The 14,968-nt window shown below is 53.8% G+C and carries 14 protein-coding genes; 7 read left to right on the plus strand and 7 right to left on the minus strand.

Features of this window, described 5'->3' with window-relative positions:
- Positions 1–26 precede the first annotated feature (26 nt).
- Positions 27–590: a glucose-6-phosphate isomerase family protein gene (locus OGV77_RS10250; RefSeq protein ID WP_043018374.1), complete on the plus strand. Its 564-nt coding sequence runs from the start codon at positions 27–29 to the stop codon at positions 588–590.
- Complete coding sequence (locus OGV77_RS10255; protein WP_043018375.1) at positions 583–1,365, plus strand: glucose-6-phosphate isomerase family protein; 783 nt, start codon at positions 583–585, stop codon at positions 1,363–1,365. Before OGV77_RS10250 ends, OGV77_RS10255 begins: the two co-directional genes overlap by 8 nt.
- 68 nt (positions 1,366–1,433) lie before the next feature.
- On the opposite strand, the gene OGV77_RS10260 is transcribed toward OGV77_RS10255, so the two are convergent.
- From OGV77_RS10260 to OGV77_RS10280, 5 genes are read right to left on the minus strand one after another with little or no spacing between them, the layout of a single operon-like run.
- A complete protein-coding gene (locus OGV77_RS10260) occupies positions 1,434–2,252 on the minus strand; it encodes a PTS system mannose/fructose/sorbose family transporter subunit IID (protein WP_043018376.1) in 819 nt (272 codons plus the stop codon).
- Positions 2,252–3,052, minus strand: a complete 801-nt coding sequence (locus OGV77_RS10265; RefSeq protein WP_043018377.1) for a PTS mannose/fructose/sorbose/N-acetylgalactosamine transporter subunit IIC — start codon at positions 3,050–3,052, stop codon at positions 2,252–2,254. The genes OGV77_RS10260 and OGV77_RS10265 overlap by 1 nt, the downstream gene beginning before the upstream one ends.
- Before the next feature lie 10 nt (positions 3,053–3,062).
- A complete protein-coding gene (locus OGV77_RS10270; protein ID WP_003837349.1) occupies positions 3,063–3,557 on the minus strand; it encodes a PTS sugar transporter subunit IIB in 495 nt (164 codons plus the stop codon).
- A gap of 11 nt (positions 3,558–3,568) precedes the next feature.
- The gene (locus OGV77_RS10275) at positions 3,569–3,997 is read right to left on the minus strand and encodes a PTS sugar transporter subunit IIA (RefSeq protein WP_075145223.1); all 429 of its coding nucleotides are present in this window, start codon (positions 3,995–3,997) and stop codon (positions 3,569–3,571) included.
- 4 nt (positions 3,998–4,001) lie between these two features.
- Positions 4,002–5,747 (minus strand): class I mannose-6-phosphate isomerase, encoded by a 1,746-nt coding sequence (locus tag OGV77_RS10280; protein WP_043018380.1) that lies wholly within the window; start codon positions 5,745–5,747, stop codon positions 4,002–4,004.
- A 188-nt stretch (positions 5,748–5,935) separates the two neighbouring features.
- Here OGV77_RS10280 and OGV77_RS10285 point away from each other — a divergent pair, with 188 nt between their 5' ends.
- From OGV77_RS10285 to caiF, 5 genes are all read left to right on the plus strand, one after another.
- Entirely contained in the window at positions 5,936–6,943 is a 1,008-nt protein-coding gene (locus OGV77_RS10285; protein WP_087050997.1) for a LacI family DNA-binding transcriptional regulator, read from the plus strand.
- Positions 6,944–7,076: 133 nt separating this feature from the next.
- Complete coding sequence (gene dapB, locus OGV77_RS10290; protein WP_087050998.1) at positions 7,077–7,898, plus strand: 4-hydroxy-tetrahydrodipicolinate reductase; 822 nt, start codon at positions 7,077–7,079, stop codon at positions 7,896–7,898.
- A 454-nt stretch (positions 7,899–8,352) separates the two neighbouring features.
- The gene (gene carA, locus OGV77_RS10295; protein WP_043018383.1) at positions 8,353–9,501 is read left to right on the plus strand and encodes a glutamine-hydrolyzing carbamoyl-phosphate synthase small subunit; all 1,149 of its coding nucleotides are present in this window, start codon (positions 8,353–8,355) and stop codon (positions 9,499–9,501) included.
- 18 nt (positions 9,502–9,519) lie between these two features.
- Entirely contained in the window at positions 9,520–12,747 is a 3,228-nt protein-coding gene (gene carB, locus OGV77_RS10300) for a carbamoyl-phosphate synthase large subunit (RefSeq protein WP_047406289.1), read from the plus strand.
- Positions 12,748–13,020: 273 nt separating this feature from the next.
- Positions 13,021–13,416 carry a carnitine metabolism transcriptional regulator CaiF gene (gene caiF, locus OGV77_RS10305; RefSeq protein WP_043018385.1) on the plus strand — a complete coding sequence of 132 codons (396 nt, stop codon included), beginning with the start codon at positions 13,021–13,023 and terminating at the stop codon, positions 13,414–13,416.
- A 76-nt stretch (positions 13,417–13,492) separates the two neighbouring features.
- Here caiF and caiE read toward each other — a convergent pair whose 3' ends face one another.
- On the minus strand, positions 13,493–14,089 hold the full coding sequence (gene caiE / locus OGV77_RS10310; RefSeq protein ID WP_047406286.1) for a carnitine operon protein CaiE: 597 nt from the start codon (positions 14,087–14,089) through the stop codon (positions 13,493–13,495).
- 55 nt (positions 14,090–14,144) lie between these two features.
- Entirely contained in the window at positions 14,145–14,930 is a 786-nt protein-coding gene (gene caiD, locus OGV77_RS10315; RefSeq protein ID WP_043018387.1) for a crotonobetainyl-CoA hydratase, read from the minus strand.
- Positions 14,931–14,968: the final 38 nt, after the last annotated feature.

A 14,968-nucleotide genomic window follows, 5' to 3' on the forward strand; every position in this document is an offset into this window, starting at 1 on the left:
TTGTTCTCCTCGGGCCGGAGACACATATGAACCTTTCTTTTATCCAGCCACCGCAGGTGGCGTGGGCAAGCGGCGCTTTGGCCGATGGCCCGTTGTTGCGCAAATCCACCCGTATTCAGGATCTTACTCACGTTTTTGCCGATGAAAACGCCCGTCAGCAACTGGCTGGCGAGCAGGTCGTGTATGACGTTGAGATGCTGGATACATCTCCCGCAGATGGTGAACTCTACACCGGCGTTACTCATCTTTATCCTGGCCGGGTCGGCTGCGAATATTTTATGACCCGTGGGCATTTCCATGCGCGCCGCGAACAGGGGGAAGTCTATTTTGGCTTGCGTGGCACCGGTTTGCTGCTGTTGCAAACTGAACAGGGCGACGCGAGGCTGGAAAAGGTATTCGCCGGATCCGTCCATATTATCCCTGGCTTTACCGCACATCGGTTAATCAACACCGGGGAAGAGGTGCTGTCGGCGCTCGCCGTATGGCCGGGGATTGCGGGACATGATTATGCGGCGCTTGCCAGGGGCTTCAGAATAAGAGTCTTTGAAGAAAATAAGAGGGTTCAGGCGAAGGAGGTACAGAATGGCTGACTTAGCGCATTCTTACGGCCTCGATATGACGGTTCATCATTGCCCGCTTGGTTTTAGCTATGGGGATGAGGTTACCGGGCCGATGCCGGAAATTCGTCAACTCGATGACATCCGTGCCTCGCTGCGCGATCCATACTGTGAAGGGCCGCAAGAGGTGTATGCCATTGCGATGGATGTGGCGCGAATGCAGGATCGCGAAGAATTGAAAAAGCGGATGCTGTTGTTTGGCGTGGTGACCTATGCGGCGGGACGACTGGGGGAAGAGCCGGTGCGTAGTCAGGGACATATTCATCGTATCAGTCAGCACAGCGGCTGGTCCCCGCCGGAGCTTTACGAAATCTGGCAGGGAAAAGCGATAATCTATATGCAGGAGTATGTTGAGGACGACCCGGGCCGCTGTTTCGCTGTGATCGCTGAACCCGGTGAGAAAGTGCTGGTACCACCCGGTTGGGGACATGCGACCATATCCGCAGACCCGAATGTACCGTTAACTTTTGGCGCGTGGTGCGATCGTGAATATGGTTTTGAGTACGAGGCCGTTCGTGCGCATAAAGGGTTGGCGTGGTATCCGTTACTGCAGGGAAACAACGTTATCTGGCAGCATAATCCGCGTTACACTCCTGGACGACTGCAGGCCGTAACGCCCCGACAATATACCGAGCTTTCGATTACTTCCGCACCTGTTTACCAGCAATTCATCGAGGACCCGGCGCGTTTTCAATTTATCTCGCGCCCGGATAAGCACTCTGAGTTGTGGCAAAACTTTCATCCATAAAGAGCCGGGGCATAGCCCCGGTACTGATATTGCCGGATAAGCGGATGCGCCATCCGGCAAATGACAGGCTACCCTGCAAACAGGCCCGTGGCGACGCCGATGGCGGCCAGTATCAACAGTAAAATCATCGCCTTCACTGGCGACACACCACGTTTGGCCATCAGATACCAGGTGCCAAGCACCACAATCAGCGGCAGTAACTGTGGGAAGATACCGTCCAGCATTTGTTGAACGTGGATATTCACTCCATCTTTGGTAATAAATTCCAGCCCGGTACCCAGCTTAACGTAGCTTGCCGCCACGCCTCCCATAACAAACACGCCCAGCAGCGATAACGCTTCACGCAGACGGGCAGACTTGCTGCTCACCAGCATTTCCACCGAGCCGGAACCCATCTTGTAGCCTTTCAGGAACAGGAACCACGAACCGGGAATGATGATAGCCAGCCAGGCAACGGTATAAAACAGCGGCCCCAGAATGTTACCGCCGGCCGCCAGGGCCATACCGATGCTGAGCAAGATAGGGATCAACATGCCAGGGATCATTGAATCGCCGATCCCGGCAATAGGGCCCATCAGACCAACCTTCAGGGTATTGATGGTCTCCCCATCGATCGGCTCACCGTTCGCTTTTTTCTCTTCCAGCCCCAGCACCATGCCATTTACGATCGCGCCTATCTGGGGTTCCGTATTATAGAACGAGGCGTGGCGGCGCAGCATCTCAGTACGCTGGGCTGCGTCGGGATAGAGCTTTTTCGCCACCGGGAGCATACTCAGGCAAAAGCCAAAAGATTCCAGACGTTCAAAGCTCATCGATGACAAGTTGTGCATCATCCATGCGCGCCAGCAGCGGCGAAGATCTTTACGTGTAAGTGTACGTTCTTCCATCAGAATTCATCCTCATCATCATCGGCTACCGACTTTGCATTCGCGGCCTGCGGCGGTTCCGGTTTGTAGTTGTAATGGATCAACGCCAGCAGCGAACCGACGATCACCAGCGCGACCATGTTGAGTTTTAAAAAGACGATGCAGACAAAACCGACGAGGAAGTAGATCAGCATGGTGTAGTTTTTGATGATCTGCTTGAGCAAAATCGCGATCCCGACGGCGGGTAAAATGCCGCCCAGTACGTTCATCGTCGACAGAACAATTTTCGGTAAACTGTCCATAAAACCGCTGATGTATTGTGCCCCGAAGTAGACTGCAATAAAGGTCGGTACAAAGCGCAGGACACAGTTTGTCACCTGTGGCCAGATGGCGCTGTTCAGGTAAATGCCGCGTTCGTCGCCCCGTTCCAGCGCCACATCTGCCCGGTGATTCCAGAAGGAGTTCAGTACCATCATCGCGTTAAACAAAATGGTTCCGGCGATACCGATGGTGGCTGCCAGCGCAACCGCGACCTCGGGGCCTTTTCCGGAAAGGATCCCTAAAGCAATTGCCGGATAAGCCACAAAGTTGAGGTCGGCGGGCATCGAACCGCCGGGTGTAACCATCGCGATATACACCGCCTGAACCGCAACGCCAATCATGATCCCGGTTTTAATGTCGCCGAGGATAATCCCGACCAGCATTCCGGAAATCAGCGGGCGGGTGATCAGGTACCAGCCGCCGGTCAGTCCCAGCAGCCAGGGGCTGCTGAGGGCGCCGAGATAGCAAAGTATGCCAATCAACGTAGCTTCGATAATCATCGTGCGCTCCTTATTTCAGCTTCTGACGTGCGTCCTGCCAGCTGTAGCAACTGGCATCAGGAACCAGGCGAAACTCAACCAGGTGCCCATGCTGCGTCAGCCAGTCAAAGGCGGCAATTTCATCCCCGTTGACCGACTGATTCGGGCCGATGGTGGTGGTATCAGCACGGGCACTCATTGGACCCACATTAATCTTGCCGTTGGCATTTTTCAGGCTGATACCGGCTTCTTCAATGCGTTTGAGCGTCACGGGGGATTTGCCAATGACGAAATAACGCTTCTCGCTGGCAATGACTTTCGGCAGTTTTTCAATCGCGGTGGCCGTATCAAACAACCAGACTTTGGTGTCCTGCACGGCGCCTTTCATCACCGAAGAGAGCAGAGGGTCGGCCGCGACGGCGTCGTCTATCGCGACAATCCCGTCACAGGGCAGCTCTTTGGCCCAACGTGTCACGAGCTGCCCATGGATTACGCGGTCATCGATACGTACAAAAGAAATACTCATAGTGGTTTCCTTTAAAAATCGTCGGACTGAACGGATAAAACCGGGGCGGCTTTAATCAGCGTGGGTACCGTCAACGCCAACAGCTCGACGGCTGCGGCGTGAACGTCCGTTAAATGGCAGATCTCCTCGCTTTGTAACAGCATCGGGAAATTAACTCCCGCTACCACGGCAACGGGAGGAACCGTTTGTGCAGAAAACGCATGATGGCAGGCGACATTCCACGGCGTACCGCTTTGCATGTCACACAGCACCAGAACGCCGTCAGCGTCTTTCCCGGCACTGGCGAGAACCTGAGAGAACGTCTGCTTAAACCCTTCGATACCTGCCTGTTCGCTCAGCGTGACGGGATAAACATGTGGTAATTCTCCGTAAACCATACGACCGCTGGCGAGAAGCGCGTCCGCCAGGGGACCATGGGTGGCAACAATAACGTTAATCATGCGCTTATCCTCTGACCCAGGCCTTAATCGTGGCGAGCTGTTGTCCGATGCCTTTGCCAAACGGCGAAATGCGATACTCTCCAACGGCGGCTGGGATGATAAAGGTCTCTGCATAGTTGACGACAAACGGGGCAAATGCGCCGCTCGGGCTTTCGACAACGGCCTGCGCGCCTTCGACCAGGTTCAGGACGTTTACGCCGCCATGGGTATGGTGAGTGACCGGTGCCGTAAACCAGTGGCGACGCGTTTCGATAAATTCGCGTTCGTGCATTCCGGTTCTTTCTTCTCGCCAACCTTCTCCTTCAGCGAGGGGTTCAATACGGTTGACCAGGTTGTCGTGCACCCATTGCGTGTCACGCTGCCAGTCAATAACCTGCTGACCGTGATCCAGATGTACCGGGCGCGGTAAGCCGTCTAACCCTAAGCGACCCCAGTCCCACAGTTTGAAGGTGAAAATATACGGCGTTGCGCTGATCTCCAGCACCATGGTGCCTGCTCCCGAACAGTGAACGGTTCCGGCGGGGATCAGGAAGTGATCGTGTTTATGCGCAGGGATCTGATTCACGAATCGTTCATCATCAAACGTTTTTTCACCACGACCCGCGGCACGCAGATCGTCGAGCATATCCTGCGGCGCGATCCCGGTTTTGGTGCCGAGATATACCACGGCGTCCGGCTCGGCTTCGAGAATGTAATAGCTCTCATCCTGGGTGTAGTGCATGCCAAACTGCTGCTGAATGTATTCGGTGAGCGGATGAACCTGAAAGCTCAAATTCTGACCGCCAATGGTGTCAAGAAAGTCAAAACGGATCGGGAATTCCGCGCCAAAGCGCGCATGGACTTTTTCGCCTAACAGGGGGCGGGGACAGGTCAGCACCAGATCCTGAGAGGGGATCTCGATCCGCACGTTGCCAAAACGCAGTAACAGGCTGTTTTCCTCGGGCACACAATCAAAACACCACGCGTAATTGGGGGCTGAGGGATCGAGATCGAAGCGTTGTTTCATCCATTGCCCGCCCCAGACGCCGGGGTCAAAGAAAGGGGCAACGCGAAACGGTTGTTGGGTGGTTTGTTGCAGACCGGCGCGTAGCGCGTCGCCGCTGACCATCGCAGGACTATTTTCTACCGTGGTATCGAGCAAATAATCGGCGCGTTTGAGTAACGGCGTTTTGTGTTTGTCGAAGACCCGCCATTCAATGAAAAAAGCACGTTTGTAACGACGAAGAATATCTTCATCCTGGTTTTCTGCCCCCCAGTTACCCAGCCCGTTATGGCGCATGCGTTGCTGAATTTCCCAGCGCGGAAGGTCAGCATAAACCAGCACGTCACCCGGGTGCGCCAATGCAGCGCCAGAGCCGTATACCACGACCAGTCCTTCACTAACGGCATCAATCTGTTGGCGGAGCTGGCTGAGTTTGTCGCTATCAAAAAATTCATCCAGGTGATGACAGGAAAGCACGCCGAATACGCGATCGTCGGTCAGGTTACGTGCCAGTAAATCATGCAGGGCCTGCTCATCGCGACGAGCGGATTCAATATTCAGTACCAGAGCGGTATCAAACGTCCTGATAAGCTGTTGCTCCAGCTCGTCAAGCCGCACGCCTGGATAGCAATCCACGATCAATACGGTTTTGGCTGCGCCAGAAACCCTGGTGTTAAGCACAGAATGGATTGACGACCAACCCTGCCAGGCGTGGTTGTCATAGCCCTGAACGTTAACCTCAGGGTATTTATTATAGGTTGTACGCATTTTCTTTCTCCGTGTTGGCTTATTTAAGATTAATCGATTAACCTTGTTTTCATAGTGTGGTTAACGCGATTAACCCGCCATAATCAGAATCCAGTGCGGTGAAATACGCGTTAGCGTGATGTGAATCACAGGTAAAAATACAAGATTTCGGTTATTCGATTAACCTTCGTAATAAATCAGGAGAAGTCATGACAACAGTCACGTTGGCGCAGGTAGCTGAACGCGCGGGAGTCTCCACGGCAACCGTTTCAATGGTGTTGCGTAACCGGGGGCGCATTTCTCAGGCCACGCGTGACCGGGTGCTCAAAGCGCTGGATGATGCTGGGTACGTTTATAACCAAACTGCCGCCAACCTGCGTAACCGGAGCAGTAATCAGGTCGGATTGTTGTTACACGATATCACTAACCCTTTTTACGGTGAGATGACGGCAGGGCTAAGCCACGAGATGGAACGGCATGACCTGCTGTTGTTTCTGGCAAACAGCGAAGAGTCAGGAAAGCGGCAGCAAAAATTTGTTGATTCGTTGATGAGCAATAATGCCTGCGGCATGGTGCTCTGCGCGGCGCGCGAAACGCCGACATCCTTCTTTGAAGCGCTGAAAAGGCGCAATATTCCCGCCATCATGGTGGTCCGTCCCCTTAGCGATCCTGATTTTGATTTTGTGGGCACCGATAACTTTCTCGGTACGCAAATGGCGACCACCCATTTAGTCAAAATGGGGCACAAGAATATTGCGTTTATTGGCGGGAGCCCAAGTTCCGGCAGCCGGGCGCAGCGTATCGGCGGATTCACCAGCACATTGCTGGAGCATGGAATATCGCCGAATCCGCAATGGATAGTGGCGACGCAGGCCAGCCAAATTGACGGCGCAAAAGTGGCGGAGTCTCTTCTTCTGCGTTTCCCGCAAATTACCGCCGCCGTTTGCTATCAGGATATCGTGGCGCTTGGGGTCATGCAGGCATTGCGTAAGATGGGGCGTGAACCAGGACGCGATTTTGCGCTGGTGGGGTTCGATGACATCACCGAAGCGGCGCTGGTACAACCTGCGCTCACCACCGTGTCGGTGGCGGCAAAAGAGATAGGTCGCAAGGCTGGAGAGCTACTTTACAGTCGCATTCAGGGAAATGACGAACCACCGAAACGTATTATTCTGCCGCCTGCGCTGGTGGTCAGAGAATCATGTGGTTTTAGCTGATCGTCATGCCTTTTACTGATATCTCTGCCTGTTTATCATTAAATTCTAATTATCGACGTTTTCGGCTGGCGGCGCAGCGTTGCGCTGGTTAATCTGAAAACGATTTACGTAAAATTAACAAAAGAGAATAGCTATGCATGATGCACAAATCCGCGTTGCCATCGCGGGAGCCGGAGGACGCATGGGGCGTCAGTTGATTCAGGCCACTCTCGGCATGGATGGCGTACAGCTCGGCGCGGCGCTGGAGCGCGAAGGATCTTCCTTACTGGGAAGCGATGCTGGAGAGTTAGCGGGAGCCGGGAAAACGGGCGTTACCGTACAAAGTAGCCTTGAAGCAGTGAAAGATAATTTCGATGTTTTCATCGATTTTACCCGCCCGGAAGGCACGCTGGCGCATCTGGCGTTTTGCCGCCAGCACGGTAAAGGGATGGTGATTGGCACCACCGGCTTTGATGACGCAGGTAAACAAGCTATTCGCGATGCCGCGCAGGAGATTGCTATCGTTTTCGCCGCGAACTTTAGCGTTGGCGTCAATGTCATGCTTAAGCTGCTGGAGAAGGCGGCGAAAGTGATGGGTGATTACACCGATATTGAGATTATTGAAGCCCACCACCGCCATAAAGTGGATGCGCCGTCAGGCACTGCGCTGGCGATGGGCGAGGCGATTGCCGGGGCGCTGGATAAAGATTTAAAAGAGTGCGCGGTCTATTCGCGTGAAGGTTACACCGGTGAGCGCGTACCGGGCACGATCGGTTTTGCCACGGTGCGGGCGGGGGATATCGTCGGTGAGCATACCGCGATGTTTGCCGATATTGGCGAGCGTATAGAGATCACGCATAAAGCGTCCAGCCGTATGACCTTTGCCAATGGCGCAGTGCGATCGGCGATTTGGCTGAAATCAAAGTCAAATGGTCTTTTTGATATGAAAGATGTGCTTGATTTACGCAATTTATAGCTTTTATTACCCTTCGTGATGTGGTTATTGTAATCATAATTACTTGATTACATAGGGCAATATTTTATTGCCCTTTTATTTTTTGCTTTTGAGTATGTTTTTTCTTTTAATCTAGCATTTGTCTGTATTTTGTTGGGTGATTCTGTTATCTCAATGTAAATTTTGACCAAATGGTCCACTTTTTTCTATCATATTTCATGTTTTACACTCTTTGCCTGCCGCAAGCGTTTTCCACCCCGAGTTAGCTGATCTTTTTGCCTGTTAAATCGTGTGATTTATCCCAGTGGCGTAAAATAATAATAAAAAATGCCCTTTTGGGTAGACTTTTACGTGGGCTATCTCTAGAATGCCGCCGTTTGCCAGAAATCCATAGGTAAGCAAATTTGCATTGATTCATGAGGTGTTAATGAATTAATATGCAAATAAAGTGAGTGAATATTCTCTGGAGGGTGTTTTGATTAAGTCAGCGCTATTGGTTCTGGAAGACGGAACCCAGTTTCACGGTCGGGCCATAGGGGCAACAGGTTCGGCGGTTGGGGAAGTCGTTTTCAATACTTCAATGACCGGTTATCAAGAAATCCTCACTGATCCTTCCTATTCCCGCCAAATCGTCACTCTTACTTATCCTCATATCGGTAATGTCGGCACCAACGAAGCCGATGCAGAATCTTCTCAGGTACATGCGCAAGGCCTGGTCATCCGCGACCTGCCGCTGATTGCCAGCAACTTCCGCGATACTGAAGACCTCTCTTCTTACCTCAAACGCCATAACATTGTGGCGATTGCCGATATCGATACCCGTAAGCTGACGCGTTTGCTGCGTGAAAAGGGCGCACAAAACGGCTGCATCATCGCGGGCGATAACCCGGATGCGGCGCTGGCACTGGAAAAAGCGAAAGCCTTCCCGGGTCTGAACGGTATGGATCTGGCGAAAGAAGTGACCACCGCGGAGCCTTATAGCTGGACGCAGGGGAGCTGGACGCTGGCCGGTGACCTGCCGGAAGCTAAATCCGCCGATGAACTGCCGTTCCACGTTGTGGCTTACGATTTCGGCGCCAAACGTAACATTCTGCGTATGTTAGCGGACCGCGGATGCCGCCTGACGGTGGTTCCGGCGAAGACCTCCGCAGAAGACGTGCTGGCGATGAATCCAGACGGCATTTTCCTGTCCAACGGCCCTGGCGACCCGGCGCCTTGCGACTACGCGATTACCGCGATTCAGAAATTCCTCGAAACCGATATTCCGGTATTTGGCATCTGCCTCGGCCATCAGCTGCTGGCGCTGGCGAGCGGTGCGAAGACCATTAAGATGAAGTTTGGCCACCACGGCGGCAACCATCCGGTAAAAGATATTGATAACAACACCGTGATGATCACCGCGCAGAACCACGGTTTTGCGGTCGATGAGGCTTCCATGCCTGCCAACCTGCGCGTGACCCACAAGTCACTGTTCGACGGCACCCTGCAGGGGATTCATCGTACCGACAAACCGGCGTTCAGCTTCCAGGGTCACCCTGAAGCGAGCCCTGGCCCGCACGATGCCGCACCGCTGTTCGATCACTTCATCGAACTTGTAGAGCAATACCGTAAGACCGCTAAATAATCAGGAGCTGAGAAGACAATGCCAAAACGTACAGACATAAAAAGCATCCTGATCCTCGGCGCGGGTCCGATTGTTATCGGTCAGGCGTGTGAGTTTGACTACTCCGGCGCGCAGGCGTGTAAAGCGCTGCGTGAAGAGGGTTACCGCGTTATTCTGGTGAACTCCAACCCGGCAACCATCATGACCGACCCGGAAATGGCCGATGCCACCTACATCGAGCCGATTCACTGGGAAGTGGTGCGTAAAATCATCGAAAAAGAGCGCCCGGACGCGGTGCTGCCAACCATGGGCGGTCAGACGGCGCTAAACTGCGCGCTGGAACTGGAACGTCAGGGCGTACTGGCTGAGTTCGGCGTGACCATGATTGGCGCGACGGCAGATGCCATTGATAAAGCGGAAGACCGTCGTCGCTTCGACATCGCGATGAAAAAAATTGGTCTTGATACCGCGCGTTCAGGCATCGCCCACACCATGGAAGAAGCGCTGGCGGTTGCCGCTGACGTTGGCTTCCCGTGCATTATCCGCCCTAGCTTCACCATGGGCGGCACCGGCGGCGGTATCGCCTACAACCGCGAAGAGTTCGAAGAAATCTGCGAACGTGGTCTGGATCTTTCCCCAACCAACGAGCTGCTGATTGATGAATCGCTGATTGGCTGGAAAGAGTATGAGATGGAAGTGGTGCGTGATAAAAACGACAACTGCATCATCGTCTGCTCCATCGAAAACTTTGACGCGATGGGTATCCATACCGGTGACTCCATCACCGTAGCACCTGCCCAGACGCTGACCGACAAAGAATATCAAATCATGCGTAACGCCTCGATGGCGGTACTGCGTGAAATCGGCGTGGAAACCGGCGGTTCTAACGTCCAGTTTGCGGTAAACCCGAAAAACGGTCGCCTGATTGTCATCGAGATGAACCCGCGTGTATCCCGTTCTTCTGCGCTGGCATCTAAAGCCACCGGTTTCCCGATTGCGAAAGTCGCCGCCAAGCTGGCGGTGGGCTATACCCTCGACGAACTGATGAACGACATCACCGGCGGCCGTACTCCGGCTTCATTTGAGCCGTCCATCGACTACGTTGTGACCAAAATTCCACGCTTCAACTTCGAGAAATTCGTTGGCGCTAACGACCGTCTGACCACGCAGATGAAATCTGTCGGTGAAGTGATGGCGATTGGCCGCACCCAGCAGGAATCGCTGCAGAAAGCGCTGCGCGGTCTGGAAGTGGGCGCGACCGGCTTCGACCCGAAAGTAAGCCTCGACGATCCGGAAGCATTGACCAAAATCCGCCGCGAGCTGAAAGACGCGGGCGCTGAGCGTATCTGGTACATCGCCGATGCCTTCCGTGCGGGCCTGTCCATCGATGGCGTGTTCAACCTGACCAACATCGACCGCTGGTTCCTGGTGCAGATTGAAGAGCTGGTGCGTCTGGAAGAAAAAGTCACCGACCTTGGCATTAACGGCCTCGACGCTGACTTCCTGCGCGTACTGAAGCGTAAAGGCTTCGCTGATGCGCGTCTGGCGAAACTGGCCGGCGTACGCGAAGCGGAAATCCGCAAGCTGCGTGACCAATTTAATCTGCACCCGGTCTACAAGCGTGTGGATACCTGTGCGGCAGAATTTGCCACCGATACCGCCTACATGTACTCCACTTATGAAGATGAGTGTGAAGCGAATCCGTCCGTCGACCGCGACAAGATTATGGTACTGGGCGGTGGTCCAAACCGTATCGGCCAGGGTATTGAGTTCGATTACTGCTGCGTACACGCCTCGCTGGCGCTGCGTGAAGACGGTTACGAGACCATTATGGTCAACTGTAACCCGGAAACGGTTTCTACCGACTACGACACTTCTGACCGCCTGTACTTCGAGCCGGTCACGCTTGAAGACGTACTGGAAATCGTGCGCATCGAGAAGCCGAAAGGCGTCATCGTACAGTACGGCGGCCAGACCCCGCTGAAGCTGGCGCGCGCGCTGGAAGCGGCGGGCGTACCGGTTATCGGCACCAGCCCAGATGCCATCGACCGCGCGGAAGACCGCGAGCGTTTCCAGCAGGCGGTTGACCGTCTGAAGCTGAAACAACCGGCGAACGCTACCGTAACCGCCATTGAGATGGCCGTTGAGAAGGCGAAAGAGATTGGTTACCCGTTGGTGGTGCGCCCGTCCTACGTACTTGGCGGCCGCGCGATGGAAATCGTCTACGACGAAGCCGACCTGCGTCGCTACTTCCAGACTGCGGTCAGCGTTTCTAATGATGCGCCGGTGCTGCTGGACCGTTTCCTTGATGATGCGGTTGAAGTGGACGTGGATGCTATCTGCGACGGCGAAATGGTGCTGATTGGCGGCATCATGGAGCACATCGAACAGGCGGGCGTGCACTCTGGCGACTCCGCATGTTCTCTGCCAGCGTACACCCTGAGCCAGGAAATTCAGGATGTGATGCGCCAGCAGGTGCAGAAACTGGCCTTCGAGCTGCAGGTTCGCGGTCTGATGAACGTCCAGTTTGCCGTGAAGAATAACGAAGTTTATCTGATTGAAGTGAACCCGCGTGCGGCGCGTACCGTTCCGTTCGTCTCCAAGGCAACTGGCGTACCGCTGGCAAAAGTCGCGGCGCGCGTGATGGCCGGGAAAACGCTGGCACAGCAGGGCGTAACTAAAGAAGTTATCCCGCCTTACTACTCGGTGAAAGAAGTGGTGCTGCCGTTCAACAAATTCCCAGGCGTTGACCCGCTGTTAGGGCCAGAAATGCGCTCTACCGGGGAAGTGATGGGCGTGGGCCGCACCTTCGCGGAAGCGTTCGCCAAGGCACAACTGGGCAGTAGCTCCACCATGAAAAAGCAGGGTCGTGCGCTGCTCTCCGTTCGCGAAGGCGATAAAGAGCGCGTGGTTGACCTGGCGGCGAAGCTGCTGAAGTTTGGCTTCGAGCTTGATGCGACGCACGGGACCGCGATTGTGCTGGGCGAAGCGGGTATCAATCCACGTCTGGTGAACAAGGTGCATGAAGGCCGTCCGCACATTCAGGACCGTATCAAGAATGGCGAATATACTTACATCATCAACACCACCGAAGGTCGTCAGGCGATTGAAGACTCCAAGCTGATTCGCCGTAGCGCACTGCAGTATAAGGTGCATTATGACACTACCCTGAACGGTGGTTTCGCGACGGCGATGGCGCTAAATGCTGACGCTACCGAGAAGGTGACCTCGGTTCAGGAAATGCACGCGCAGATCAAAAAGGCATAAAAAAAGGGTCCGGTGATAATTGCGTTAACCGGACCAGCAATATAATTTTGAAAGGGTTTCTGTAAAGAAACCCTTTTTTAATCTCGTGTAAGGTCATTCCTGGCCAAATGCGCTTTCATAACCACATTTTCAATGTAATAAGCACGATGTTGCTCACACTAATCAACATTCAAGTCGCATACTATCTTTTATATCCACAATTTTAATATGGCTTAGTTTTTATTAATTTGGACAGGCCGTAGCCAGATTTTTAATTTGTGAAATGGTGTGCTTATGTGTGAAAAATATGTTGAAAGACCGCTTTATTTGTTAATCGCTGACTGGATGATGGCTGAGGATCGTTGGATCACCGCAAAGGAAATTTCCCGCCATTTTGATATTGAACACTGCAAAGCAATTAATACGCTCTCTTATATTCTGTCGGAAGTGGGAGAAATTGTTTGTGAAGTTAAGATGATCCCTAATCAGATTGCGGGCCGTGGTTGCCAGTGCCAGCGTCTGGTGAAAGTCATCAGTATTGATTCTCACCTCTACAGACGATTGAATCACAATTTGCAGGAAAAAAAGGTGAGCATGGCGAAAACGCCGCGCCTGTCAGCGGTTCCTCCAACAGAGCTCAACCGTGAGCAGAAATGGCAGATGATGCTCTCCAAGAGTATGCGTCGCTAATTGTCAGTTTGCCTGATGGCGGCATAAACGGTGATTGACTCACAGGCCGGATAAGCGTGAGCGCATCCGGCATCAATTACTGTGCTGATTTTGGTTTCACGTCTGTCGTGCCTTTCAGGCGCGGCCGGTTTTCTTCGACCCGCGTTAAAGGCTGCGTTTCGTGTAGGCCTGTCTGGCAGCGGATAGCAAGGTCCTGATACTCTTTCGTGTTCAGCCGTTTCCAGTGAAGTTCCTGGTCTGTGACTTCGCGTAGAACGCGAACCGGTGAGCCAACCAGCATCTGCCTTGCCTCCCCCTGAAATCCGGCTTTGACAAAGCTCATGGCGGCGACAATGCTCTCTTCGCCAATCACCGCGCCGTCCATAATGACGCTGTTCATACCGATCAGCGCATCTCTGCCCACCACGCAACCGTGCAGGATCGCGCCATGGCCGATGTGTCCATTTTCATGCACGACGGTATCTGTGTCGCAGTAGCCATGCATGATGCAGCCATCCTGCAGATTAGCGCCTGCCTCCAGGATCAAGCGTCCATAGTCTCCGCGCAATGACGCGTGCGGACCAATATAAACTCCAGCCCCCACAATGACATCGCCAATCAGCACGGCGCTGGGATGGACAAAAGCATCCGGATGTACCACCGGAATCAAACCCTCAAAGGCGTAGTAGCTCATCGTTTTATCTCGGTTTTATGGCCGGATAAGCGAAGCGCTATCCGGCATTGGCACATTAACGACCTTTCCATACCGGATCGCGTTTTTCGGCAAACGCCTGCGGCCCTTCGAGCGCATCTTCCGAGTGCAGCACCGACGGATAGTGCTTTAGCACGCCGCTGCGGATGTAACGGTAGCCTTCTTCCACCGGCATTTCGCTGGTCGCACGGTAAATCTCTTTCAATGCGGCAATAGCGAGCGGGGCGCTATTTACCAGCTGCTGCGCCAGTTCGCGTGCGCTATCCATCAGTTCGCTCTGGCTGACAACGCGGTTGACGATACCCCAACGCAGCGCTTCTTCGGCGCTCATTCGCCTGCCGGTCATCACCATTTCGTTGACAATAGCCGGTGGCAACAGTTTAGGCAGACGCAGTACGCCGCCGCTGTCAGGCACGATCCCGAGCTTTGCCTCCGGCAGCGCGAAGCTGGCATTTTCCGCGCAGACGATAAAATCCGCCGCCAGCGCCAGCTCAAAACCACCGCCAAACGCATAACCGTTTACCGCGGCGATGACTGGTTTATCGAGGTCGAAAATTTCGGTTAAACCGGCGAAGCCGCCTGGGCCAAAATCGGCATCCGGCGCTTCACCTTCAGCCGCCGCTTTTAAATCCCAGCCTGCAGAAAAGAATTTCTCACCACCGCCGGTGATAATCGCTACGCGTAATTCCGGGTCGTCACGAAAATTAAGAAAAGCTTCCCCCATGGCAAAGCTGGTTTTCGCGTCGATGGCATTGGCTTTAGGCCGGTCGAGGGTAATTTCCAGGATCGAGCCGTTACGGGTCAGATGTAATGATTCACTCATAGTTCATCTCCAGATAAATAGGTTTCCCGGCAGGAGGA

Origin of the sequence: Citrobacter sp. Ce129, from assembly GCF_030334545.1 — a bacterium.
GTDB classification, from domain to species: Bacteria; Pseudomonadota; Gammaproteobacteria; order Enterobacterales; family Enterobacteriaceae; genus Citrobacter; species Citrobacter europaeus.

Coding starts and splice junctions, on each gene's coding strand:
- OGV77_RS10250 (WP_043018374.1), top strand. CDS start 27: ATGAACCTTTCTTTTATCCAGCCACCGCAGGTGGCGTGGGCAAGCGGC.
- OGV77_RS10255 (WP_043018375.1), top strand. CDS start 583: ATGGCTGACTTAGCGCATTCTTACGGCCTCGATATGACGGTTCATCAT.
- OGV77_RS10260 (WP_043018376.1), bottom strand. CDS start 2,252: ATGGAAGAACGTACACTTACACGTAAAGATCTTCGCCGCTGCTGGCGC.
- OGV77_RS10265 (WP_043018377.1), bottom strand. CDS start 3,052: ATGATTATCGAAGCTACGTTGATTGGCATACTTTGCTATCTCGGCGCC.
- OGV77_RS10270 (WP_003837349.1), bottom strand. CDS start 3,557: ATGAGTATTTCTTTTGTACGTATCGATGACCGCGTAATCCATGGGCAG.
- OGV77_RS10275 (WP_075145223.1), bottom strand. CDS start 3,997: ATGATTAACGTTATTGTTGCCACCCATGGTCCCCTGGCGGACGCGCTT.
- OGV77_RS10280 (WP_043018380.1), bottom strand. CDS start 5,747: ATGCGTACAACCTATAATAAATACCCTGAGGTTAACGTTCAGGGCTAT.
- OGV77_RS10285 (WP_087050997.1), top strand. CDS start 5,936: ATGACAACAGTCACGTTGGCGCAGGTAGCTGAACGCGCGGGAGTCTCC.
- dapB (WP_087050998.1), top strand. CDS start 7,077: ATGCATGATGCACAAATCCGCGTTGCCATCGCGGGAGCCGGAGGACGC.
- carB (WP_047406289.1), top strand. CDS start 9,520: ATGCCAAAACGTACAGACATAAAAAGCATCCTGATCCTCGGCGCGGGT.
- caiF (WP_043018385.1), top strand. CDS start 13,021: ATGTGTGAAAAATATGTTGAAAGACCGCTTTATTTGTTAATCGCTGAC.
- caiE (WP_047406286.1), bottom strand. CDS start 14,089: ATGAGCTACTACGCCTTTGAGGGTTTGATTCCGGTGGTACATCCGGAT.
- caiD (WP_043018387.1), bottom strand. CDS start 14,930: ATGAGTGAATCATTACATCTGACCCGTAACGGCTCGATCCTGGAAATT.